The sequence below is a fragment of the Photorhabdus sp. RM96S genome, assembly GCF_042879335.1.
GTDB lineage: Bacteria > Pseudomonadota > Gammaproteobacteria > Enterobacterales > Enterobacteriaceae > Photorhabdus > Photorhabdus kayaii.
In genome coordinates this window covers 95,969-118,955 of the sequence record NZ_JBHFKT010000012.1, presented here as the reverse complement: position 1 = coordinate 118,955, position 22,987 = coordinate 95,969, and the positions used below count along the sequence as shown (strand labels likewise).

General features: G+C 39.4%; 19 protein-coding genes and 1 pseudogene. 4 read left to right on the top strand and 16 right to left on the bottom strand.

Annotated elements, in window-relative coordinates; translation table 11 throughout:
- Positions 1–47: 47 nt before the first annotated feature.
- The 6 genes from ACGF49_RS09590 to ACGF49_RS09565 form a co-directional block, all read right to left on the bottom strand.
- Positions 48–356 carry a hypothetical protein gene (locus tag ACGF49_RS09590; protein WP_387490719.1) on the bottom strand — a complete coding sequence of 103 codons (309 nt, stop codon included), beginning with the start codon at positions 354–356 and terminating at the stop codon, positions 48–50.
- A gap of 7 nt (positions 357–363) precedes the next feature.
- Positions 364–846: a YhfG family protein gene (locus ACGF49_RS09585; RefSeq protein WP_113041413.1), complete on the bottom strand. Its 483-nt coding sequence runs from the start codon at positions 844–846 to the stop codon at positions 364–366.
- A 79-nt stretch (positions 847–925) separates the two neighbouring features.
- Positions 926–1,462: a GNAT family N-acetyltransferase gene (locus ACGF49_RS09580; protein ID WP_113041414.1), complete on the bottom strand. Its 537-nt coding sequence runs from the start codon at positions 1,460–1,462 to the stop codon at positions 926–928.
- Between the two features lie 145 nt (positions 1,463–1,607).
- A complete protein-coding gene (locus tag ACGF49_RS09575; RefSeq protein WP_229015797.1) occupies positions 1,608–2,093 on the bottom strand; it encodes a polymer-forming cytoskeletal protein in 486 nt (161 codons plus the stop codon).
- Positions 2,094–2,980: 887 nt separating this feature from the next.
- On the bottom strand, positions 2,981–3,379 hold the full coding sequence (locus tag ACGF49_RS09570) for a hypothetical protein (protein WP_191214770.1): 399 nt from the start codon (positions 3,377–3,379) through the stop codon (positions 2,981–2,983).
- A 435-nt stretch (positions 3,380–3,814) separates the two neighbouring features.
- On the bottom strand, positions 3,815–3,958 hold the full coding sequence (locus tag ACGF49_RS09565) for a hypothetical protein (protein WP_158536503.1): 144 nt from the start codon (positions 3,956–3,958) through the stop codon (positions 3,815–3,817).
- Positions 3,959–4,047: 89 nt separating this feature from the next.
- Between ACGF49_RS09565 and ACGF49_RS09560 the strand changes: the two genes are divergently transcribed.
- Together ACGF49_RS09560 and ACGF49_RS09555 are read left to right on the top strand one after the other, a co-directional pair.
- Entirely contained in the window at positions 4,048–4,323 is a 276-nt protein-coding gene (locus tag ACGF49_RS09560; protein ID WP_112876683.1) for a FaeA/PapI family transcriptional regulator, read from the top strand.
- A gap of 207 nt (positions 4,324–4,530) precedes the next feature.
- Positions 4,531–4,968, top strand: a pseudogene (locus ACGF49_RS09555) (GNAT family N-acetyltransferase); the annotation flags it as partial.
- A 259-nt stretch (positions 4,969–5,227) separates the two neighbouring features.
- Here the strand turns inward: ACGF49_RS09555 and ACGF49_RS09550 are convergent.
- From ACGF49_RS09550 to ACGF49_RS09520, 7 genes are all read right to left on the bottom strand, one after another.
- Complete coding sequence (locus ACGF49_RS09550; RefSeq protein ID WP_228902643.1) at positions 5,228–7,129, bottom strand: autotransporter outer membrane beta-barrel domain-containing protein; 1,902 nt, start codon at positions 7,127–7,129, stop codon at positions 5,228–5,230.
- A 685-nt stretch (positions 7,130–7,814) separates the two neighbouring features.
- Positions 7,815–8,639: an energy transducer TonB gene (locus tag ACGF49_RS09545; protein WP_113041418.1), complete on the bottom strand. Its 825-nt coding sequence runs from the start codon at positions 8,637–8,639 to the stop codon at positions 7,815–7,817.
- An 81-nt stretch (positions 8,640–8,720) separates the two neighbouring features.
- Positions 8,721–11,723 carry a TonB-dependent receptor domain-containing protein gene (locus tag ACGF49_RS09540; RefSeq protein WP_113041419.1) on the bottom strand — a complete coding sequence of 1,001 codons (3,003 nt, stop codon included), beginning with the start codon at positions 11,721–11,723 and terminating at the stop codon, positions 8,721–8,723.
- Between the two features lie 45 nt (positions 11,724–11,768).
- On the bottom strand, positions 11,769–11,903 hold the full coding sequence (locus tag ACGF49_RS09535) for a hypothetical protein (RefSeq protein ID WP_262405120.1): 135 nt from the start codon (positions 11,901–11,903) through the stop codon (positions 11,769–11,771).
- Positions 11,900–13,387, bottom strand: coding sequence for a surface lipoprotein assembly modifier (locus tag ACGF49_RS09530; protein WP_113041420.1), 1,488 nt, complete (start codon positions 13,385–13,387; stop codon positions 11,900–11,902). The genes ACGF49_RS09535 and ACGF49_RS09530 overlap by 4 nt, the downstream gene beginning before the upstream one ends.
- 85 nt (positions 13,388–13,472) lie before the next feature.
- Positions 13,473–14,219, bottom strand: coding sequence for a Slam-dependent surface lipoprotein (locus ACGF49_RS09525; RefSeq protein WP_387490710.1), 747 nt, complete (start codon positions 14,217–14,219; stop codon positions 13,473–13,475).
- A gap of 676 nt (positions 14,220–14,895) precedes the next feature.
- Positions 14,896–16,254 (bottom strand): MATE family efflux transporter, encoded by a 1,359-nt coding sequence (locus ACGF49_RS09520; RefSeq protein WP_113041422.1) that lies wholly within the window; start codon positions 16,252–16,254, stop codon positions 14,896–14,898.
- A gap of 527 nt (positions 16,255–16,781) precedes the next feature.
- On the opposite strand from ACGF49_RS09520, the gene ACGF49_RS09515 reads away from it, so the two are divergent.
- Together ACGF49_RS09515 and ACGF49_RS09510 are read left to right on the top strand one after the other, a co-directional pair.
- On the top strand, positions 16,782–18,056 hold the full coding sequence (locus tag ACGF49_RS09515) for a bifunctional O-acetylhomoserine aminocarboxypropyltransferase/cysteine synthase (protein WP_113041423.1): 1,275 nt from the start codon (positions 16,782–16,784) through the stop codon (positions 18,054–18,056).
- A gap of 5 nt (positions 18,057–18,061) precedes the next feature.
- Positions 18,062–18,472: a glycoside hydrolase family 16 protein gene (locus ACGF49_RS09510; protein ID WP_113041424.1), complete on the top strand. Its 411-nt coding sequence runs from the start codon at positions 18,062–18,064 to the stop codon at positions 18,470–18,472.
- Between the two features lie 144 nt (positions 18,473–18,616).
- Here ACGF49_RS09510 and ACGF49_RS09505 read toward each other — a convergent pair whose 3' ends face one another.
- The 3 genes from ACGF49_RS09505 to ACGF49_RS09495 all read right to left on the bottom strand — a co-directional run bounded on the left by ACGF49_RS09505 (position 18,617) and on the right by ACGF49_RS09495 (position 22,987).
- Positions 18,617–20,710, bottom strand: coding sequence for a TonB-dependent copper receptor (locus ACGF49_RS09505; RefSeq protein WP_387490706.1), 2,094 nt, complete (start codon positions 20,708–20,710; stop codon positions 18,617–18,619).
- A 145-nt stretch (positions 20,711–20,855) separates the two neighbouring features.
- The gene (locus tag ACGF49_RS09500; RefSeq protein ID WP_058588903.1) at positions 20,856–21,335 is read right to left on the bottom strand and encodes a DUF2946 domain-containing protein; all 480 of its coding nucleotides are present in this window, start codon (positions 21,333–21,335) and stop codon (positions 20,856–20,858) included.
- A gap of 386 nt (positions 21,336–21,721) precedes the next feature.
- Positions 21,722–22,987 (bottom strand): hypothetical protein, encoded by a 1,266-nt coding sequence (locus ACGF49_RS09495; protein ID WP_113041426.1) that lies wholly within the window; start codon positions 22,985–22,987, stop codon positions 21,722–21,724.

Here is a 22,987-nt window from a genome sequence, read left to right as displayed (position 1 = left end):
CCAGTATAAAAGACAGTCAGGCGGCTAAACGTCGAAGAGCCATTTGGTCAGGGGAATTCCGTAGTCAACTTATCTTTGATTAAATTAAATACAAAGTGGAATCCCGCCCTGTTGCCGCCGCGATCCATCTTGAAATCCATAGGGTATAAATCAGAAAATATCTGTTTATGGAGTTGACGCCAAAAGAGCAAATGGTAAGGTGGTTCCTGGAATGAAATATTCAATATAGCAAGTTCAGTGAGTTCCCTTTCTGCCTGCTCAAGAACAACAGGATCACGAATAGCTAATTTATTGATAAGTGTATCTATGCCCGGATATGTATAGGGATCTTGCCCTGTTCCATATTTATCTACCATAACTACCTCATTGTAAACTATATTTTCTAATTAGTTTATCTTTAAGATTTTTTTGCTCTTTCGGTGTTTCAGGCAAACTATTCGTAACAATATTCATCCCTTCAAGACGCATACTATCTCTATAGTTTTTTAATTTCACACGGTCAAAATAATGTTTTTTTTCACTATAAGTTGTCATTATTGTTTTTCTATTCTTTTGGCTTCTAATATCTTTCTCTTGCTGACGGGAATATTTAAACTTAGCCAGATCCAAATCGCTCAATTTACAGTTAATTGCCTGACCACTTTCAAATATTCCCCAAGAAATAACTTCAAAATAACTGATCTTCCCATTTCTAATACGGTTAATCTTTACCTCTAAGTCTTGTTGCAATATTTGCAAAACCTGTTGCACCTTACGTTCAGATATCCCTGTCGCTTCTACAATTGAACGGGTATTAGGATGATCTAGTTTAGTCAAGGCCGCCATAACAGCTAATTCATATTTCATTTGAATTTCCAAGATACAATCTATGCAACAATAGTATAAAACATCAAAGTAACGAAAACCAGAAAAGAGAATAGCGCTATTATTGACGAATCCGGTAAAGCACATGTTCATGAAGCGGATGCCCATTCGGTAATGAAGGATGCAAGAAAGTATTTTCATCTTTCACCATGTCAAGCCGCTTCATAACTTTTTGAGATCGCAAATTGGAAATTGTCGTAAATGCAACTATTTCCTCAAGTTTTAATTGGGTGAAAGCAAAATCCAATGCTTTACGTGCGGCTTCACTAGCGTAACCTTTACCCCAAAATGGCTTATCAAGACGCCATCCAATTTCGATACAAGGTGAAAACGGTAATTCCGCCACAGGAATATTCAAACCGACAAAACCAATAAAATCCCCGGTCTCTTTCAGCTCTACAGCCCATAATCCCCAACCACCCTGCTGCTCAAATCTTTGGATAATCCTATCCACCATAGTATTACTCTGTTCCACCGTCAAAGTGGCAGGAAAATATTCCATAACTTCTGCGTTACTATTCAAATGATAAAATGGTAATCTGTCCTCTTCTCTCCATGAACGCATAATTAATCTGTCTGTTTCCAACACCACAACCATATTCTTCTCCTCCCAATATTAATTAACAAATAGGATACCTAACCATATACTTTAATCAGAGGAAATAGAACAACATGATTTAAACTAAAAAGGAAGTGGCCCGTGCCAAAAGTCTCTGAATCAGATGTCACACGGGCCTGGTTTATCAGGCACTTGTTTTTACCGTGGCCTTATCTTTAGATTTATCATTATTGGTATCTTTTATTGGTACAACACGTTCAGATGCTGTTTTGTTTTCAACCTGTTCCGATTGCCCAAAAAACAGGCCTCCGCGCTTGATAGACATACTGCCACAACGACTGATTCCACGCAGCTCACCATGTTCAAGAATATCCAACGTTGCTGCACAGCAAGTCCCCACAACGTCACCATCAATAATGATTTCTGGCGCGCTAAGTTCACCTTCAACCCGTCCAGCATGCATAATGCGGATCGCACCCTCTTTCACCCGGATATTGCCAATCACTTTGCCCCAGATTTGTATATCACCTTCTACATCAATATCGCCCTTAAATACCGAGCTTTTGGCAACAATAGTACAACGACGAGCCTCTGCACCGGCGTTCTTTTTATCATCAACAAATTGAGATACCGGCTCAACAGCCGCTGCCTCTGCTTTTTTTCCAAACATAGTTTTTAATCTCGACCTCATGTGAATAAAGCAAAATATTAGAGCCAAAAAAGAGAGAATCGCTGTCACTGCACAGCCAAAAAAATTACCAGCCAGATAGAATCCCAGAGCAATGCTCCACATGATCCATATACAGCTCAAAAAAATGTTGTCCGAAAAACGATGTTTTGCCATGTTTGTTCACGTTTTTGTTATTTTTCATGCTTTTTTCGTTAGAAAATACAAAACCAAAATCACTATTTTAACAGAACAGATAACAATCAATGCTAAAGGAAAGCCGGTATTTACAACGTTATTAAACGGTTAAAAGCCTATATCCGTCATCTTTCAAGTTGCCTCTTTGTTGGCTGCACTCACTCACCCCGGTCACATCGTTATCTATGCTCCCGGGGATTCGCTCCCTTGCCGTCGCGATGCATCTTGAAATCCATTGGGTATATATTTATTCTTCGATAACAATTAACAAGGAAAAATTAACATTAAAATAGATGCTTTATATTTATTATTGTTAACATAAATCAACAATAAAATCACGTTATTAATGTTTAATTTTGTTTACAAATGATCTATTGCAAGAATATTTCTCAATTAATATTTACTGATATTTATCTAACAAACATATTACTTATTTATACAATAGAATTAATTCATTAAAAATATCAATATTGTTACTCAAGCAATATACAACTAATATCCAATAAATTAATTACTTTTATAAATAAATGATTCAATTGCAAACTTATAAGATTAATTATAGATTGATATGAAAATAATTTAATATTGAGAGATATCATGAATAAATAAATTATATAGTGAGGATAACTTAAACACCAAAATTTTATTGAAAATAATCAAACCTCAACTGTCTCATAATCAAGAAATAGCTATTAAAAAGTAAAATTTATCATTAATCTGAATATATGAAGCTTCTTTCGCTGGCACAACTTCGGAGATTTATCCGTCTTATTAGCCACCCAAGGTAAAGCCAGCAATATTTTCAATGTTGCCCGGGATAATAACTGATGAACTACTGGTTGTAATCTGCAATTTACCAAATGGTTCTCAAGACTTTTATGGGTTGAAGCTCTCGCCTTTTTCAATATTACGTTGGAAATTTTCCCAGGATTTACAGTCTTACCCAAAAGATCCTGTCCGGTAGAATAAGGTATAGCAATAATAGCGCCATTAAAGGTCACTGTGATATAACTTCGATCAGCTTTATGTGCTATAAATGCAATAGACACAACACCCAATATTAACATGGCCGATATTATAATTTTATTCATTTTCATTTCAAATTATTACGATTATCTAATAACGATCAATACCGGCATAGAACAACAATATATTTTAAATAAATAATTTTATTATCAATCCTATTTTAATCTTATGAAGATTAGAAAAATTTGTGCCAGTAATAAATCATAAAAAATATTTATATATGAACCATGACCCTATCAACCTTTCAAGTATTACAGAATAATTCAATTAATAAAAACAAAAAATACAAATTCAAATAATTTCACAACAAAATACTTAGATAACATTTCAATACGATCATTTGCGATCTATAGTGTCGCAAATTATATCTATATAAGAATAAAATACTTTATGCAATTTGTTTTTCAAATTAAAAGATCTAAAATTTCAATTTTTCGATATAATCATTCTGCATCGTATAAAAACCAACCTTGACCAAACAGGATATACCCGGCAATTCTTTATGACTGAATATACCCGTCATCTTTCAAGTTGCCTCTTTGTTGGCTGCACTCACTCACCCCGGTCACATAGTTATCTATGCTCCCGGGGATTCGCTCCCTTGCCGTCGCGATACATCTTGAAATCCATAGGGTATAAAGCATTCAGATTGCCCTCATGTGTTGAAATTAACCGTTGGATTATCCTAATTACTCAAGATATCCAACTGGGTTCAATAAAGCCTGGAGTTAATATGGAAAACCGGAAAGATTCGACTCAACCTTCCCAGACGGATCAAATACTCAATGTCATATCCGAATTATGTACTATTCGTAAAATGCAAGCGGCTCCCCCACCAGAATCATGGCCTAGTACGCGTGATGTAGCGGAACAATGCGATTTCACCATCTACAAAGCACGTTATCTGTTATTGAAACTGGCTAACAAAGGATTAGTTATGGTAACTCCGTCTCCCATTAAGAATTCTCTCCGATGGTATATACCGGAAGACAAAATTAAGTCTATCTAATGTCAAACAATTCTGAATAAATGGATGTCTGTTCTGTACAGAATGGCCTGTCTATATAGTCGAAAATTTGAAGAAGCAACATACGGCCCTATGGCATTATTCATTCAAATCGCTATATTCTTTCCATGATAAAAGTCTCGGCAAAACATTTAAGCACAGAGATATCATAACCCATTATTATCATTTTATCTTAAGAGGAAGCCTGGCATGGAAAAATTGCATCGTTGGGAAAAGGATGGATATGTTGTCACTACAGATAAAAATAAATTAGATATTATGATCATACAGCAGTTTTTAACGAAATCCATTTGGGCAGAAGGAATTGACAAGGAAACAGTTAAGTTGTCGATCGAAAATAGCTTGAACTTTGGTCTATATAAAAATACTCAGCAAATAGGATTTGCTCGTATCGTGACTGACTTCACAACCTTTGGTTATCTTAGTGATGTTTTTATTTTAGACGACTATCGAGGATTGGGATTAGGGCGCTGGCTAATGACATGTTGCCTGGAACATCCCCAAATAGCACAGCTTCGTCATATTATGCTCGTCACTTCGATGGCACCGTGGCTGTATGAAAAAATGGGTTATTCCCCAGTGAACGAGGAAAACTTTGTTTGGCAAATTGTCCGGCCGGATATTTATACCCTATGGATTTCAAGATGCATCGCGACGGCAAGGGAGCGAATCCCCGGGAGCATAGCGAACTATGTGACCGGGGTGAGTGAGTGCAGCCAACAAAGAGGCAACTTGAAAGATGACGGGTATATAAACAACCCAAGATATGAGGCAATCATCACGAAAAATGCCCGATCACGTTGTCGGGCATTACTACGATAATAGCCACACTATTACGACAAGCAGAGAGCTACTGTTTTATCAACGTGTATCTTTTAACCAGAAATTAGAAACTGGCGTTAACACCTAAGCTGAAAGCATAAGTGTGATTCTGAACATCACCATCATTGCGCGATATTGACGCAAAAGCGCCCCAATCTTTTGTAATAGCAGCATTCATACCGATAACGTATTCACGCCAGTTAGTGTCTTGCTTTTGGCTTTTACTAACGAAAGATGTCTCAGTTGAGTTAATGGCACTACTAATCTGATAATGCCTATCGCCGAACTGATGGTTAAACCGAACTTCGGCATAAGGGTTAAAACGACTAAAATTAGTGTCCAGACGCCAGCCTAATGTTCCGACCTGAGAATCGTAACGTTGATCACCGAAATGCATAGCCGTACTGCTATTACCTGATTCACGATAACCCTTAACATAACTCTTATCCCAAGCGTACTGGATAATCGGGCTGGTCATCACCGTAGATGTCAGCGGAATATCCCAACCCGCGGTAATGCGTCCTCCCCACTGATGACCGGTTGTCGAAGCATGCTCCTTGCGCAGCCACTCATTGAGCACGATACCGCGCGTAATATCCTCATATTTCATGTCCAAATAGTGAAGATCGCCGCTAATCCAACCTTTATCGTAGTAACGCCATAAGCCATAAGTGGTGAATAGATAACCACGGCCATCAGCGCGGAAATGATTAACTGAGCGCTTATCCTGATAACGCGAGATCATCCCGCCTAACAGAATATTATCCGTGAGTTGATAGTCACTACCCAGTGTCAATGTACTGTTGTGATTTCCACTATAACCACCGAATACGCCTATTTTACTCTGCTCGTTACCCACGCTGCGCAGCTGCTGCAAACGGTTGTCAAGAGAGGCAAGCGCTCCTTTCACCGGCACATTGTTGGTATTCGTCAGTGACATAACCTGATGTGGAGCATTAAGGATTGAAATAGTGTACTGACCAACCATACGCTGTGCGTCTGGAGTTGGATGAAAATCGTCAGAGAACAAAAAGGATTTACTGGCATCAAAACCGGTATCATCAGAACTACAAATATTAGCATCCCTATCCCGAACACAAGCATAGCCTAAGGTATTGGAAAAACCGTAGCGTAAAGGATTATCAATGACTTCATGCAAAAGTGCATTAACATCAACCCGAACAATATTGCCGCCCTTCTTGCTAAGTGCGGTATCTTCTAATTTATTATAGCTGTCAACCAATGCTGAAGCGTTGCTACTTAATTTCTTATAACTATCCTCAGCTTTTTTGGCATCTTCCTTTGAAACTACTGACTCCATCTTTTTAAAAACACCGTCGATAATTTTAAGGCGAGTGTCTCTATCAATTGTGGTATATCCATTTAGTATCGCATGAATTTCATCCATCTGTTTAGAAGTGGCTCGTGTACCGATAACAAGCTCCAAAATCTTCGGCGTCATACCAACATCAGGAACCGTAGGCACGATCACTAATCCGGCCCCCTTATCGAGAAGCATATGTACTTGGGATGCAGCCGCTTTAGCGCTCCCTTCAACCATTCTTTGTGCGTCGCCTGGATCTCTCAATGCCGCCTGAATATCATTACCACCAACCCAATGAACATACATACCATTAGGATCAGCACGACCACCGTGGCTTGCCAAATAATTATCTACTTGATTTTGAGTATTGTTATCTTTGTTCACATCAGGAACAGCAGTCGATCCACCCACGGCGTAATTAGTCCCACCTTCATCGAAAGGCTCCAGTTTAGTCCCTAAATGTTGAGCAATAAGATCATTATACAACTTATTAGTTTTACCATTTATCATGTATCGATGACCTTTTCTACCATCACTCAAGCTATCACCAAAAACATATAGATGGTCATAAGCGTGTGCATTCGAAATTGCACTTATCGAAAGTGCTAACATGCCTGGTGTAAATATAAATGCCCTTTTCATTAATATGATCCTCAAGAAGTTATTTTATATTTATCATTGAACTAACCGTCCAACTGAAATGATCAATCCAAATCGAAACTACGTTAATGAGATATGACGCAATCCCCTTTCTGATTAACCAATACCTCATTATAGTTAGTAATAGAGAGAATTCCGCATTGTTTTTTTAGGTTTTAAAGTTTAGTGTTGCTTGATTGTTCAATTAATCAAATTGGTTAAATTTCAACTATCTATAAAAAGTAATATTAGACCAAATAGATTGAATTCTCTCCTTTGTTTCATGAAATAGATCACAAAACAGACAGCATAAGATTCTGATAAGAATAATGGATAGGAATAACGGCTAAGCCTGAGTAATATCTGAAGCGATCCATCACAACAAATGTGATAGTGTTAATTCATCATCGGTTTAGAGAAATAAAAGATTAAGAAGAATGAATATGAGGATTCAGCAAGCGATAAAGGCCGATTTCAATAAACTGATCGAAATCTGGGAAGCCTCGGTACAAGCAACACATGACTTTTTATCTGACGAACATATTAATCAACTACGCCCATTGATTCAGCATACCTATTTACCGATGCTGACGGTTTATAAAGCGATAAATGATAAACACGAAATACGCCATCCCCACATGACGCCACTATTATCAAGGCAGCGACAATCTCTTCGCTGCCCAAACCTTTATTTCAAATTAAATTCTATTGCTAAAGTAAGCTCCCTTGGCAAACCGGCCGGTTTTAGCCCTACCGACCGAGCTTGTTGGATAGCCGCAAGGGCAGCGCGGTCTAATTCATCAGCGCCTGAACTCTGCACTAATTGGTGATTCGTCAAATCACCACTATCCAGCAAGCTAAACCTGACCTGTACGATACCCTGTTGCTTCATCTTCTTAGCCCGACGCGGATAGCGTTTATGTTTTTCAATTTCACGACGTAAGGCGGACTGATAGCTTTGTAACTCATCAGCTCCAACGCCAGTGATCGGTTGACTGGTCGTCGCCTGACGAGCGCCAGCTTGTGAATCCACAGCATCTCTCCCTGCTAACTGAGAACTCCCCTCCGTTTGCTCTGGTTGATTTTGCTCTGCCCCTAGTTTACGCCCGCGCTCTGCTAGTTTTGGTTGAGGATCTTCTACCGGCTCTTTCTGTGGCTGAGGCTTGCTCTTCGGTTTAGCATCCGCATGTTTTTCTGGCGGTGGCTCCGGGCGTTCTTGTTTCCGTGGCTTATCCGCAGGCTTATTAAGGACTATTTTTGCCTCATGTGGCGATTCCGCTACCACTATCTCTGGCGGTAACGGGGGTGGAATAGGTTCCGGTTCTACCGGTTGTTCCTGTCCGGCCGGTGCTGCCGAAGCAACCATTTCTATTGACATACTCATTATTGGCGAATTCACTAATTGATTATTCGCACTGTCATCACGCAGTAAATGCCTCGCCATAAATCCAACAAGACCCGCATGTAACAGTAAAGAAGCAAACAAACCAATATAAAAACGATTTCTCATCATAACTTCAAGCCATCTTTCCGTTCGTTATCTGTGGAGATTGCCAGCGCTCTTAACCGCAACCGGCTAATCTCCCTTAAAGAGTCAGAACCGACTGGTGACACTAAGCTTAAACGTTCGCCCAGGCGCTGGCATCATGGAACGCGTTAACGGGTCCAGATAATAGCGATCGGTTAAGTTGGTGCCAGATAATTCAACAACCACATCTGGTGTAACCTGATAATTAATATAAGCATCTACAGTCATTACCGAGTTCCAACGCATCGGATTATTATTTATCCCTTTATAAACACCGGGTATTTTTTTCATTAACCATTTTTCATCCTTATTCTCCACACTGCTGTGATATAACACTCGGCTGCCGATTTCTAAATTTTCATCTAATAACCGGCCACCAATATTCAGATTAAGAGAATAACGAGGTGGGATAGTTGTCCTTAAAAAACCACCGGGAAAACCGCCATCAATACATTCAGGAACACCAAATTGGTTTCTTGGATCTAACATAAGTGATGCGGTTTTATCGCAAACTTTATTTTTAAGATTATAAGATAGACCAAAATGGGTAAAGAAATTACCGTTATCATAACGCCCCTGTAGTTCTAAACCGGATAATTTCTGTTTATCTAATTGAGTAAATACAAAGTTACTGTCACGGTCAAAAACATTCTCAATGATGGTATTATAATAAGCGAATCTAATATCCGCATTACGTTCCGCACCCAATAACTGACTTAAATCATGCACATAACCCACTTCCACTGTTTTACTACGTTCAGGTTTAAAAGCACATGTAGGCTTATCAGTCAAACCGGAAGAAAAGCCAACGGTATCCTCAAAAATACTTGGCATACGTACTGCTTCGGCATAGCGGGTATAGATACGTGCATTATCACTCACATAGGCTGTTGCGGAAAATACCGGCGCCCAGGCATGATCTTTACGTTTAGGTTGTTTAGACCAACGCTCTTGTTCACTTTTCGCTTTATAAACACCCTTATCACTATTATTTAGTATTTCTCCAGAGTCATCAATATAACGGCTATTCTGTTGAGCAGCACTGTATTCATATTTATACACTTCTTTATTCGTTATAGGATCAATAACGCGCTCATTCATATCAAGCTCCCCATTGAAATAAGGGTTATCTTGTTTATATAACTTACCATCGTCATGATATTTCCAAAGCACATCTACCGGCGCCATAGGGCGAAGAACTGAATCCCGTTCTTTTGATTCTGTGATCTTCTTTTCTTCATATTCTAAATATTCATCTAAATCATCAAAACAGTCATCAACGCAATTACTATATTTTTTATACAACATAGCTTCCTGCTCAGTAAGTGTTCTCAGATATCGTATCCCCTGGCCAACCAATTTTTCACTGTTACTATAACCAATATCACGGGCAGCCAAACGTTCATTTAAAAAATCATCCTTAGACCAATAACTTACCCGTCTAGCGCCAGCACTTAATGCCAACCATGAGGTAGGCCGCCAGTCAAAATTAAAAGCAATATTATTCTCCTGGCGGCGTCCTTTTCTTGGGGGTGATCGAAAACTAGAAAAATTCTTCCCTTTATAATCATCATGGGAACCTAAACGTTCCTGTTGTAGGCTAGCTGACAAGGTTAAATCTAAATTTGAGGTCAATTCGAAAGCATTAGAGAGATCAACACCCCAACGGTTATTATGGGTATTGGTAGAAGCAGTATCTACCAAGCGACCATCTTTATTTGGATCTCTTTCCTTACCATTTACATCCCAAACAGCATCCCGCTCTCGCGGTTCACGTGGATATCCCCCGGCAGTATTGGTATCGCTGATAGTACGGGTAATCCAAAATTTCATATCAAAATCAACCCATTTGTTCCCGTCAGGTTTCCATTTATAATCCAAGTTAAATGCCTGCTGATGTACATTCGCTAGCGGCCACTGTGGTAAAACGTTATTTTCTGCCCGAGCCCAACCAAGCCGCGAAGGCATAATCTCCCCGTAAATCGTTTTAGTATCGCGGATACCAAACCCAATCGTCTGTTGGTTAGCCAAATACCAGTTATTTTTAAACAACCAAGATTCCATTTCACTGGAGGTATTCGGCACTTCATTTCCGGGGCGATATATACGTGCAACAAAAGGCAAATAAGGATCATACGACCGGGTACCACCATCAAGGATCTCTATATCCTTTTTATTAATGGGATCATCATAGCGATGAGCACCCCCCTTACCGGCAAAATAGTTTCCTTTACTGCGATAACTATAAGCTGCCATTAAATCAAAATATTCCTGTCGGGTACCTAACGCTAGACGTATCGCATTATCTTTTAGGCCCAATAATTTATTATCTTTTGACGTTTTTGGCGTAATTTCTAACGCAGGATCAACATAATTAAATCCCTGATTAAAACCGGGAATATCCCGATAATCTTGCCCTAATTCCAGATGCGGTACTCGTTCCTTAACCGCATTACTGCTGGTTTCCAATTTCAAGTTAATACCAAATCGTTCGTCTATTGGTACCACATCATCAATACCCAAAGTTTTGATCATTACCGCCCCACCGATCGAACCTTTTACTCCACGTGTCAGTGATGGGCCTTTTTCTATCTCAATGCTGCTGATCAAGTTAGGATCAATATAATTACGATTATTCGCACCGTTATAACCACGCCAAGTGGTAATTGCCTGCTCAGTACCATCAATGGTAACAGGAACCCGTCCCTGCCCTTGAATACCTCGAATATTAGGATCTAATGCGCCACTGTTTCGCGAATCACCACTAAATACGCCGACTGCACTTTTTAAAACATCCGCTGGTGAAGCACCCTTATAACGTTCTACCAAATCCTTACCCAAGTAAATATTGGTAATATCTTTATCATAAACCGCATCATAACCTGCCTCATCTTTTTCACTGGTCGCTGAAACGTTAATTTTACCAAGGTCAGCCTTATTTTCAGCTGGCTGTTTAGATGATTGAGCCGAGGTTATTAGTGTTTCTGCATCAGAACGATAGGGCATCATACTGTAGGCTAATGCCAGCATGAATGTTATTTTGCTATATTTATTATTTAATTTATACATAGTCATTATCTGCCATAGTGTGGATTGAAATATACCCGTTATCTTTCAAGTTGCCTCTTTGTTGGCTGCACTCCTCACCCCGGTCACATAGTTACCTATGCTCCCGGGGATTCGTTCCCTTGCCGTCGCGATGCATCTTGAAATCCATAGGGTATAACTTGTTACTTCAATCAGTATCAAAAATACTTTTCAAACTTGACTAACACTTCATTTTTATTATAGGAATAGAGCCAATCAACATTACTACTATTTTTTCTAAATCGATAAGTAATTACCGGAGTTAAACCAAAAACTTCAAATTTAGGCATACTCACAATTGCCGCATAGAATTGTTCATTATCTTTACGACGTGCATTTAGAGGTACACTGTAATCACCAAATTGCCGTTGGCGTAATGCAGTAAATACCACTGCATTAATTCCCGGATATAATTGAGTGGAAATGCCCGCTCGCACGCCTTTTTGCTGATAATCATCCGCTTTTTCAACACTGGTTTTATTAACCCAATCACCACCCGCAAAGGTAATGGTTTGATCAGTTAAATAATAAGATAAGGTAGCATAAACAGAAGTCATATTACCGTCATTATGATTATAAAGTTTATGATAACGAAACTGCTTATATTCACCTTCCAAATTTAATGCCAGGTTTTTAGATAGAATATGCATCCATTCGGTTTTCACTCCCGTAGTACGATAACGGGAATGATTACCAACATAATTAAACTCAACGACTGGCCCCATTAGGAAATCATTTTGTTGTGTTTTATAACTATATCCCAAATAAGCAGAAGTAGTATTTTCATTCTCCTCACTGTGATGACGATAGCTTTCTCCATAAGTCATCGAACGTAAAAAAACACCATGATGACCACTTAGTGGATATATCTTACGTAACGTAGCATCATAACTAATACCGTTTGCCTTCTTTGCCATAGGCAACCTACGTTCAGTTATACAACCAACATCTTTATGATATTCAGTACAAGTAGGGGGCTTATCTGGCGACATATTCGTGTTATCGTTAAAGATATATCCCACGGAGAAAGATCCACGCCAGGAATTGCGCAAATTAATCGCCTCCTGATAATTAGTTATATTCTTAATGACTGCCGGTGGTAATTTATTTTCATTATCGCGACTAACTGCTGAAATCTCATTAAATAGTAAACTGGCTTCTCTATTTTTTTGATTCTCATAATAGACCCTGGCTAACTCTAATTTAACCCGGGTAAAATCAGGTTGTTGCTGCAAGATGGCCTGATAATGCAGTTCTGCTGCTGCCAAGTCACCCTGAGAACGCGCCAGATTTGCCTGAGCAAAATGGACCAATTGGGTATCATGTCCAGGTAACTTCTGGTATATCAACAAAAAGCGCTCGACATCCTTCACTTGTTGATGATTAATGGCTAAATAGAGCGCCTGACCAATATCATTCACATTATTTTCAACACTAAACGTTTGACCATTAAGTACTATCGATAAATGATCTGTCTTTTTATTTACAGTTTCATCTGTAACCAGCGCTTTTTCTTGATCTTGCAAATTTCGCTGTACGTTATGCCACAATCTTCTACCGGTATCTTCATCTGCCAACACCAGAGATGGCTTTATAAACAAACAGCTAATGAGTAAAGCAAAACGAACAATTGGGGTATTTAACATCGTTAATATCACTGCTTAATTGTCGAACCAAAAATAAGACAAAGCCCATATGAACTTTGTCTTATCCAGTCACCACAAACTCATATTATGGGTTCTTAATTCCGCCAAAGGCAGTATCTTTACTGTGATCTGCATTAAATTTAGCCACACCAGCTAAACTAGATGCATTATCGCCAAAGAAGTGACCATTGTTTGTCCCGACAAGATTTCCAGCGGTTGCCCTACCCGTAAATGAACCATCAGCTTTAATAACGGAATTAATACCAACAGTGAGCGCACTATTTGCTATTGAACCAGTCAGTCTTTTCTGACCGAAATCCGCAGTAAATGTCCCATGCAGGGCATTGCTACCACTATATTGGTTAACTCCTTTAACCGTATAAGTTGCGATACCACCGGTAGGTAAATTAGTCGTGACATCTTTACCGGAATAATAGGCGGTATGAGTAGTATCAGTCACCTTACCGGTTTGTGACCATTCCCCAAAATAGACATCAGCATTAGCCACTTTACTGAAATTAAACACCCCCATACCATTGTGGCTACCCGATCCAGGCATAGAAATTTTATGAATGCCATTCGCATCCGCTGTGGCATAACGGGTAAGCCCTGAGAAACTAACAATTTGACCACCAGCAATGGAATGTACCCCAACTCCTGGTTCCCCTCCAGGGCTTGCATGACCAGCACCACCCGCCCTAGTCACACCTACCTTAATGCTGGATTTATTCTTATCAAAATCTTGAGTTTGCTCAAAACCTGGGGCCGCTATAGCTTGTGTAACTAATCCACATGTACCTAATACTGCAATTAACACTTTAACCTTATTCATAGCATATTCCTTATGTTAACTAATTAAATGTTAGAGTATTGCTTATTACATAGTTTTAGTACCGTCCGAAGACTGCCGCGCATATTAACGCACTTTTAATAAAAAATGAAATGATAATCATTATCATAAAATAATCTTGTCTATTTGTATAGAATGGCAATTAATACAGCTAACCATTTAATTATTAAATAAATATTCACCATAACCATAATATTATAATAGATATAATCTTAGATGAATCACCAATAATGAGTGTAAAAAAATCAATACATACCGATATATGAATGAGAAATTATTTTAAAAAGAAATTAATGCAATGATTATTATCATCATAGAAACCATTTAATCTGAAATTAACTATTTCACATTAATCAAGAAATATTTGACAATGAGAACTAAAAATCAAAAAGATATATTTCACCTAAATGATTTAAATAGAAAAAACTATTATATCGAATATATACCCAATGGATTTCAAGATGCATCGCGGCGGCAAGGGAACGAATCCCCGGGAGCATAGATAACTATGTGACCGGGGTGAGTGAGTGCAGCCAACAAAGAGGCAACTTGAAAGATGACGGGTATAGAGAATTAAATGTAGATATGATAACTATTAGGCTAATATAGGTATTATTCAGGTTCTTTATATCCTTGCTGCATCAACTATGTGGTTAAATTAAGAAATTAACCGAGAAATCATTCCTCTCTGCCTAACCTTTAATATGATAAACAGCAAAATAGCGTTCACAAAAAGCCCCAAAACCAAGCCATACCAAAATCCTATAATTCCCATTCTCTCGGTTATCCAGTCTGTCAAAGCCAAAATAAACCCTAATGGCAAACCCACTAGCCAATAACCGAATAACGGTGCGTAAAATACCGAGCGGGTATCATGAAAACCCCGTAAAATACCGGATAAAGCTGCCTGGCAAGAGTCAAAGAATTGGAACAGGCATAACAGAAAGATTATGTTAAGCGCAATTATTATGACTCCATTGTCGTTAGTATAGAGTGAAATAAATGAACCTGCGAAATAGTAGATTAAAACACCAATAACTGCGGAAATAGATAAAATTAAAGCAATTGAGATCTTTATAGTACCTGTTAATGATGTTCTATCTCTCTTACCAATATAGGAACCGACTCTCACAGTTACAGCAGCTGCAATTCCCCCAGTTATGGTATAGATGATAGAGGTAATATTAAGCATAATATTATGTGCAGCAATGACTTGCGCCCCCAAAGGAGCAGCGGTTATCGCAATCACATCCAGAAAAACCATTTCAACAAAAAGAGCCAATCCACTTGGAATACCAATATAAAAAGTTTTAATCAAAGAATTATATTTTGGTAAACTGAAATCTGGCCTATATCGCCGATATTCCTTCTTTAGCAAAAAATAGATAACCAAGCATACAGCAATGAGATTATTAATAATTGCAGTTGTAATACCCGCGCCAATGCCCCCCATTTCTGGCAAACCCAGTTTTCCATAAATAAATATGTAATTTAATGGGATATTCAATAATAAAGCACCCGCAGACAAATACATTGCGATTTTTGTGTCTTCCAATCCTTGTAGAAATGAACGAAAAACGTTAAATATCATAACACTAGGAACACCACAGGCCAGAGCAATAACATAGCCCTGTGTGATTTCTAAAATATGCTCATCGATGCCTATAAACGAAAGTAGCCAGCTAACTAATATTAATAAAAGAATTATTGGTATCGAAAGTATCACCGCCAGAAACAAGTAATTTTTAAGACTGTCTTTAATCCCTTCGTCATCATGTTGCGCTTTCTGCTTAGCTACATCTGCGGCCAGCATGATAATCGTCCCATATCCTAATACAAATATAGGAAACCAAATACTACTTCCTAATGTTACGGCTGCTAAATCAGCCGTGGCATAGTGACCAGACATCACAATATCCACAAAACTCATTGCTGTACGTGCTATCTGACTAACGATGATAGGGAAAGAGAAAAATAAAAGTTGTTTTAACTCCCGCCGGTTTGAAAACTTAGCCATAAGAATCCTATTAATTTATTGGTTAGTGCCAATATTGATCATACTAACAATAAATTACGACCAAAATCATTTAAAAAAGTTTGAAAAAATCTGAACGATGAGTATACCTTCTATTTTCATTCAGGCAACAGTGAAGAAATAAATTAAAGCAATCTAACGAAAACTAACTATTTCACAGAAATTTTTGTGATCTTTCTAAAAGATTGGATATTTATTTGTATATTTTGTTCTCATTTTTTATTTTAATAGTTAATGTTACTTGGCTGAAATCGTTGAAGGCTTTTGTGATAATATCCACATTCTTAAAAAATAAAGATGCTAGCATAGCTAAATCAGATAATTAGTAACTTTTTCAAATTATTTCTTTAATTAATAAAGAATTATCGGAAATATATCCTATGGATTTCAAGATACATCGCGACGGCAAGGGAGTGAATCCCCAGGAGCATAGAAAACTATGTAACCGGGGTGAGCGAGTGTAGCCAACAAAGATATATGTCATCTTACCGTAAAAGAAGAGATCGAAAATGAAACCAGAAACTCTTGCTATCCACGGCGGATATTCCCCTGATCCAACAACTAAAGCCGTTGCCGTTCCTATCTATCAAACAACATCCTATGCGTTTGACGATACTCAACATGGTGCCGATCTGTTTGATTTAAAGGTTGAAGGCAACATCTATTCCCGCATTATGAACCCAACCAATGATGTATTGGAAAAACGGGTTGCTCTACTTGAAGGAGGAATAGCCGCTTTGGCCGTTGCATCTGGCATGGCGGCCGTCACTTGTGCGATTCAATCCATTGCTAGCGCTGGAGATAACATTATATCTGTTGCTAAGTTATATGGCGGCACTTATAACCTGCTAGCTCACACATTGCCGCGATTCGGTATTGAAACACGATTTGCTGAACACGATGATATTGCAGCATTGGAGTCACTGATTGATGATCGTACCAAGGCGGTATTTTGTGAATCTATTGGTAATCCAGCCGGTAATATTGTTGATCTGAAAAAATTTGCCGAAGTGGCTCATCGTCATGGCGTCCCCTTAATTGTTGATAACACTGTCGCTACTCCTGTGCTTTGCCGCCCCTTCGAGCATGGCGCTGATATTGTGATTCACTCTTTAACCAAATATATGGGAGGGCATGGTAACTCTATTGGCGGCATCATTGTCGATTCCGGCAATTTCCCCTGGAAAAAATATAAGCAACGGTTTGCTATATTGACTACCCCAGATCCCTCCTACCATAACGTCGTTTATACCGAGCAATTTGGCAAGGCTGCATTTATCGGGCATTGCCGCGTTGTACCGCTACGTAATATGGGCGCTGCACTGTCACCTTTTAATGCTTTCCTTATTCTACAAGGATTGGAAACACTGGCATTAAGAATGGAACGTCATACAGAAAATGCACTGAAAGTCGCTCATTATCTGCAAGAGCATCCTCAAGTTAGTTGGGTGAAATATGCAGGGTTGTCAGACCACCCGGAACATAAACTGGCTCAACAGTATGTGAATGGGAAACCGTCAGCTATCCTCTCTTTCGGTATTAAAGGCGGTCAGCAATCCGGCGCACGATTTATTGACGCACTAAAATTGATTGTGCGACTGGTTAACATTGGCGACGCTAAATCACTTGCCTGTCATCCAGCGTCAACAACGCATAGCCAATTAAATGATGAGGAGTTAATTAAAGCCGGCGTATCTCAGGATATGATTCGCTTGTCAATCGGCATTGAACATATCGATGATATTATTGCCGATCTTGCTCAAGCTCTGGATGCATCGAAATAATGTAAATCTGTCATATTCCCCGTTCCAATGAACGGGGTTCTATTCATCGATCCTCACGGCTTTTCATTGAAAAGTATGGGGGTAATAAGGAGTGGTCAAAGAGATTGTCTACAAATAAACTTGCTGATGGTCAATTCCACAAATTTGCCGTGGCATGGACACCAAGTGGTTATACATTTTATATTGATGATATTCCGCAAAATCTGGCGGGGTTAGATCAAGTTCCAATTTCAATCGCCAACCAATATATTATTTTAAGCTCCGAAGTACCACGCAATTATCCAGCACAAGGTTATGGCTCGATAAATAAAACAACCGCAACATTCGATGTTGATTACGTCAAAGTCTATCCGTATATACCCAATGGATTTCAAGATGCATCGCGGCGGCAAGGGAGCGAATCCCCGGGAGCATAGCAAACTATGTGACCGGGGTGAGTGAGTGCAGCCAACAAAGAGGCAACTTGAAAGATGACGGGTATATCGGTAATAAGAAATAATCATCGATATGGAAAAGGGTAAACAAATATTGGCGTCCAATAATTGGACGCCATTTTCTCATTAAAATTTTACATCTATTTTCGCCCACACCGTCCGGCCGGGTTCATTCACTGAGGTATTCGCTGAATAACCAAAGGTGCTATTACCGGCAAGGTTAAGGTGTTCGCTATATTCTTTATCCAAGATATTGTCAATGCCAGCGCTCACTTTTACATCTTTGTTAACCTTATAGGCAACATTGGCAGAGAATACGCCGAAACCTGAACTATTTTGAAAATCTTTGCCGACGACATTCCCCTGCCCCACGGCAATCCGATGCTGGCTGCTCACCAATCGCCACAAGCCGGTACTACTCCAATCACCACGTTCATAGGTCAAGCCGAAGCGGGCTTCCAAAGGCGGGATCTGAGGCATCGGCTTGTTATCCGTCCGGTTTTCTCCCCAAGCATAGGCAAGGCTGGCATCCGTTTTCCAATGATCTGTCAATTGATAACCAAAGCCCATTTCTCCACCCATGATATTGGCATTAACGTTATCAGCCTGGCTAATACGGGCATTTGTCGGGCTATATCTAAATAAAATGAAATCATTTACACGCCCTACATAGGCGGATACCCAACCATTAAAACGTTCCCCGGTATATTGAGCACCAATATCAAGCTGAGTGGTTTTCTCACTTTTTACCCCATCAAAAGCAGTGGTACTCCCCGTCGGACCATAGGTAGGCGAGAACAGTTCCCAATAGTCAGGGAAACGTTCGGTGTAACCAATACCGGCATAAAACATCATTGGCATAGCCGCCAAAGTATGCTCTAAGCGCATAAAACCACTCGGTAAAGTATCATTACGCTCTTTTTCACTATTACCCGCAAATTTCTTTACTCGGCTGCGATCAAGACGGGCACCGGTTATCAATTCGCTCTGTTCTGTGGCATACCAAGTTAGCTCACTAAATAGGCCATAGTTGTAGAATTGAGCATCCTTTTGCCATACATTACCTGCTTTATTACGATGGGTATTGGTTTGCGTATCTGCGCCACTTTCCAATTTGAAGTCTTGCCATAGCCAGGTGCCCATGACTCGCCCCCCGATAACACGACGATCCAGTTGCATCGACATACCGTGGTTCATATTCATGTGCATACCACATCCATGCTTACAACCCGAAGAAGACATCCCCATTGACATGGCGCTATTCGGAGAACGCAACGTGATATTGTCCATAATATGGTTGGTATAGTTGTAATAAACTTGGGCTTCAACCTTATCAAGCACCTCACCGAGATTAGATTTCTCAAAACGCACACCGAGACTTTCACGTTTGAATTGCGAACCGTCCATGCTACGTCCAGCATAACGCGCTTCTCCGTCCCCTTTTCCTGCGGTCAACTCAAGCAATGTATCTTTATCCGGAGTCCACCCTAACGCCAGATCACTATTCCATTTATCCCAACGTGAAGGAACGCGATACCCACCACCATCTTTGTAGTCATTTGAACGGGATTTATTTGCCATTAAACGTAAATATCCCAATTCATTGCCAATACTGGCATCCACATTGCCATCCCAACGGTCATTTGAACCCGTCAATCCACTGGCATTGATTTTTGCTCCCGGCTCATCAAATCGCGGATGTTCACGTTCAAACCTTATGGTCCCTGCTGAAGCACCGGCCCCCCACAATACCGTTTGAGGCCCTTTAATGACTGTCAGCAAATCATAACTTTCTGGCGAAATATAGGATGAAGGAGCATCCATTCTGCCGGGACAAGCTCCTAGCATTTCTGCGCCATCAGTCAGGAGCTTAATTCTAGAACCAAACATTCCCCGAAATACTGGATCACCATTGGTGCCGCCATTACGGATTTGAGCAAATCCAGGTATGGTTTTTAAATAATCAGAGCCGTCACTTGCCGGAACCGGTTGGCGGGGGGTTTTTGGCGAGGTGACAATTGCCAAAGGAGAATACAAAGGGGCGGTTACGGTAATCACATCCCCATCATTGGTTTTTGAACCCTTTACATGGTCGTGTACATCCGCTGCGGTTTCAGCCGCATAGCCATTAAAAGTCGCTAGCAAAAAAAGTGGCATGGCCGAACGGATACAATGGGATAGCCTGTTTTTTTTATGAGGAGAATTTTTTTCGAACATCATCTTTCCTTAATGTGAATCCACCTTCCGAAGAGATATTTCTATCAACAGCGGAATACGTTATAGAATCCAACCAAATCGTTTTTGGTATGAACACACTTTTCCTGACTCAATAATGAGCAGGACAAGACATTTCATTACGTTTAAATCAATGAGATGAGATCTGTTCAGGCGGAGCACGAGGCAACGAATCAGAAAAGATGAAATGCGGCAGAAAGGAAGCTACGGTTTGAATCGGTGGTGGCCGTGCAGTCAGCGAAGTTGACCAAAATAGCGGTGTATTCGCCAAATCCAGCATAGGTATATGGATCAGAAAAACGCAGTATCCACAGGCAATATCCTCCAACATCGACATACCACTACCATGCATACTCATCTGCATGCCATCATGCTGGTTAGTAACATATGATGCGGAAGAAACGTCAGAATGAGACATATTCCAAGGCATATCACCGTCAGATGACATCACCCTATGGCAATCGACCACTTTCGATGAATGAGCCTCACCAATGCGCACATGTTCCAGTGACCGGGAGATCACTGGCGCAATGAACAACATCAGTATCGCGAAAATACCGAGCCAAGCTGGCAGGCGGCTCCGCGAGGTATAAAATTGGATCAGTGACAAACTAAGCCTATTCTGTAGAGAACACATTCAGGGACGAGATTGTACGTATTTAACGACCAAATGTTAAAACACTTTATGCAGGAATGTCGCTTTGGCGACAGAATTTGTTGTTTTTTTAAAATCTGCAGGATTATTTTCATGAACATCGAGCAAAATCACAGAGATTAACGTCACGGGCAAGGGTATTTCCCCATGTATACCCTATGGATTTCAAGATGCATCGCGACGGCAAGAGAGAGAATCCCCGGGAGCATAGCAAACTATGTGACTGGGGTGAGCGAGTGCAGCTAACAAAGAAGCAACTTGAAAGATAACGGGTATAAAAAGTTTTAAACCACATAATCTCTCCTTATGCTGAATAAGATGATAGAGCAACTTCATTTTCATTAGCTATTCTTCTCATAAGAAGAAGGCAATTTAACAAAGAAGGTGTAGATAAAATAACTCAACAAAAAAACAATAAGTCCTACGCAAAATGCCTTTATCACGCTATTCTCTTTAAAAAATAGGCTCCCTGCTATGGCAAATAATATAATGAAACCAGTAGTCATCGTTTCTACAAAGAGGAAGAAAATAACACTTTTCCTTTCATCAAACTCATAAAGGGCTGTATTGATCGCAATACGAGTCATAATAAGACCAACGGATACACCTATCAGACTAAAAAATGAAAGCGCAATAAACTGACTAGCCCCAAGAGGAGAAATTAACAATAAAGTGGATGCAAGCAATGAAACCAAGACTAATGACTGTTTTAGCTGAACACTGGTCTCGAACCGTTTAAGTCTGACCATAATTTGATTACCCATAACTGCGGAAAAAAGATAAATTACAAATGCAACAGATGAACTGCCAAGCCATGCAAGGTAATTGGGAAGATTAAGGTAAACCTGATATTTGTATAATAAACCAATGGAATACATGAGTACTATAGATTCAAATATATTTCCTGTAATAAAAAACAGGGAATTCGGAACGTTTAATTTTACTACCGATAGAAAGTCTTTGAATTTGTAAAATCCCAATACATTATTATTGTTTTTTTCTTTATGAATACAATCCAGATCCTTTTTAGATTGAAAAATCTGTATCAACCTTAATATCATGATCATAGAAAAAATTGCTATTGCGGCCACTTTCTCATTAAAAAAACCAATCAATACAATTGTTATGCCAAGAAGAACAAATGGCAATATCAATCTGATGGAAAGATAATATTTAAAAGAATTGACATAATCTGCTGGTTCTCCGATTTTAAAAATGCTCATCATATTGTATGAAGGTCTGAATGTCGTTTTTAAGCATCCTGTTCCAGCCGCATCACACACAAATGACATAATAATAATAAACCAAGCGAGATAAAAACAACCAATATAAGATAAAGCAAAACCCGCTAAAAGAAAAAATGCGGATAATAATTTCAACCCAAATCCAATTACAGTTGTTTTCGCTAACCCAAAATTAAAACTCATCAGACTGCCAGAGGCAAACTCGATAATTAACGAAATAACCAATTGGGAAATAAGTGTAAATTCTAGTGAAAAATTACCTAAATGTTCATTGGTTGCAATAAGAGCCAACTCAAGTATCGTTACACTCATAGCAACACTACTATACATAGCATCTGCTCGCGCAATAGTGAGAAGAACCAT

Coding starts and splice junctions, on each gene's coding strand:
- ACGF49_RS09590 (WP_387490719.1), bottom strand. CDS start 356: ATGGTAGATAAATATGGAACAGGGCAAGATCCCTATACATATCCGGGC.
- ACGF49_RS09585 (WP_113041413.1), bottom strand. CDS start 846: ATGAAATATGAATTAGCTGTTATGGCGGCCTTGACTAAACTAGATCAT.
- ACGF49_RS09580 (WP_113041414.1), bottom strand. CDS start 1,462: ATGGTTGTGGTGTTGGAAACAGACAGATTAATTATGCGTTCATGGAGA.
- ACGF49_RS09575 (WP_229015797.1), bottom strand. CDS start 2,093: ATGTTTGGAAAAAAAGCAGAGGCAGCGGCTGTTGAGCCGGTATCTCAA.
- ACGF49_RS09570 (WP_191214770.1), bottom strand. CDS start 3,379: ATGAATAAAATTATAATATCGGCCATGTTAATATTGGGTGTTGTGTCT.
- ACGF49_RS09565 (WP_158536503.1), bottom strand. CDS start 3,958: ATGCTTTATACCCTATGGATTTCAAGATGTATCGCGACGGCAAGGGAG.
- ACGF49_RS09560 (WP_112876683.1), top strand. CDS start 4,048: ATGGAAAACCGGAAAGATTCGACTCAACCTTCCCAGACGGATCAAATA.
- ACGF49_RS09550 (WP_228902643.1), bottom strand. CDS start 7,129: ATGAAAAGGGCATTTATATTTACACCAGGCATGTTAGCACTTTCGATA.
- ACGF49_RS09545 (WP_113041418.1), bottom strand. CDS start 8,639: ATGATGAGAAATCGTTTTTATATTGGTTTGTTTGCTTCTTTACTGTTA.
- ACGF49_RS09540 (WP_113041419.1), bottom strand. CDS start 11,723: ATGTATAAATTAAATAATAAATATAGCAAAATAACATTCATGCTGGCA.
- ACGF49_RS09530 (WP_113041420.1), bottom strand. CDS start 13,387: ATGTTAAATACCCCAATTGTTCGTTTTGCTTTACTCATTAGCTGTTTG.
- ACGF49_RS09525 (WP_387490710.1), bottom strand. CDS start 14,219: ATGAATAAGGTTAAAGTGTTAATTGCAGTATTAGGTACATGTGGATTA.
- ACGF49_RS09520 (WP_113041422.1), bottom strand. CDS start 16,254: ATGGCTAAGTTTTCAAACCGGCGGGAGTTAAAACAACTTTTATTTTTC.
- ACGF49_RS09515 (WP_113041423.1), top strand. CDS start 16,782: ATGAAACCAGAAACTCTTGCTATCCACGGCGGATATTCCCCTGATCCA.
- ACGF49_RS09505 (WP_387490706.1), bottom strand. CDS start 20,710: ATGATGTTCGAAAAAAATTCTCCTCATAAAAAAAACAGGCTATCCCAT.
- ACGF49_RS09495 (WP_113041426.1), bottom strand. CDS start 22,987: ATGGTTCTTCTCACTATTGCGCGAGCAGATGCTATGTATAGTAGTGTT.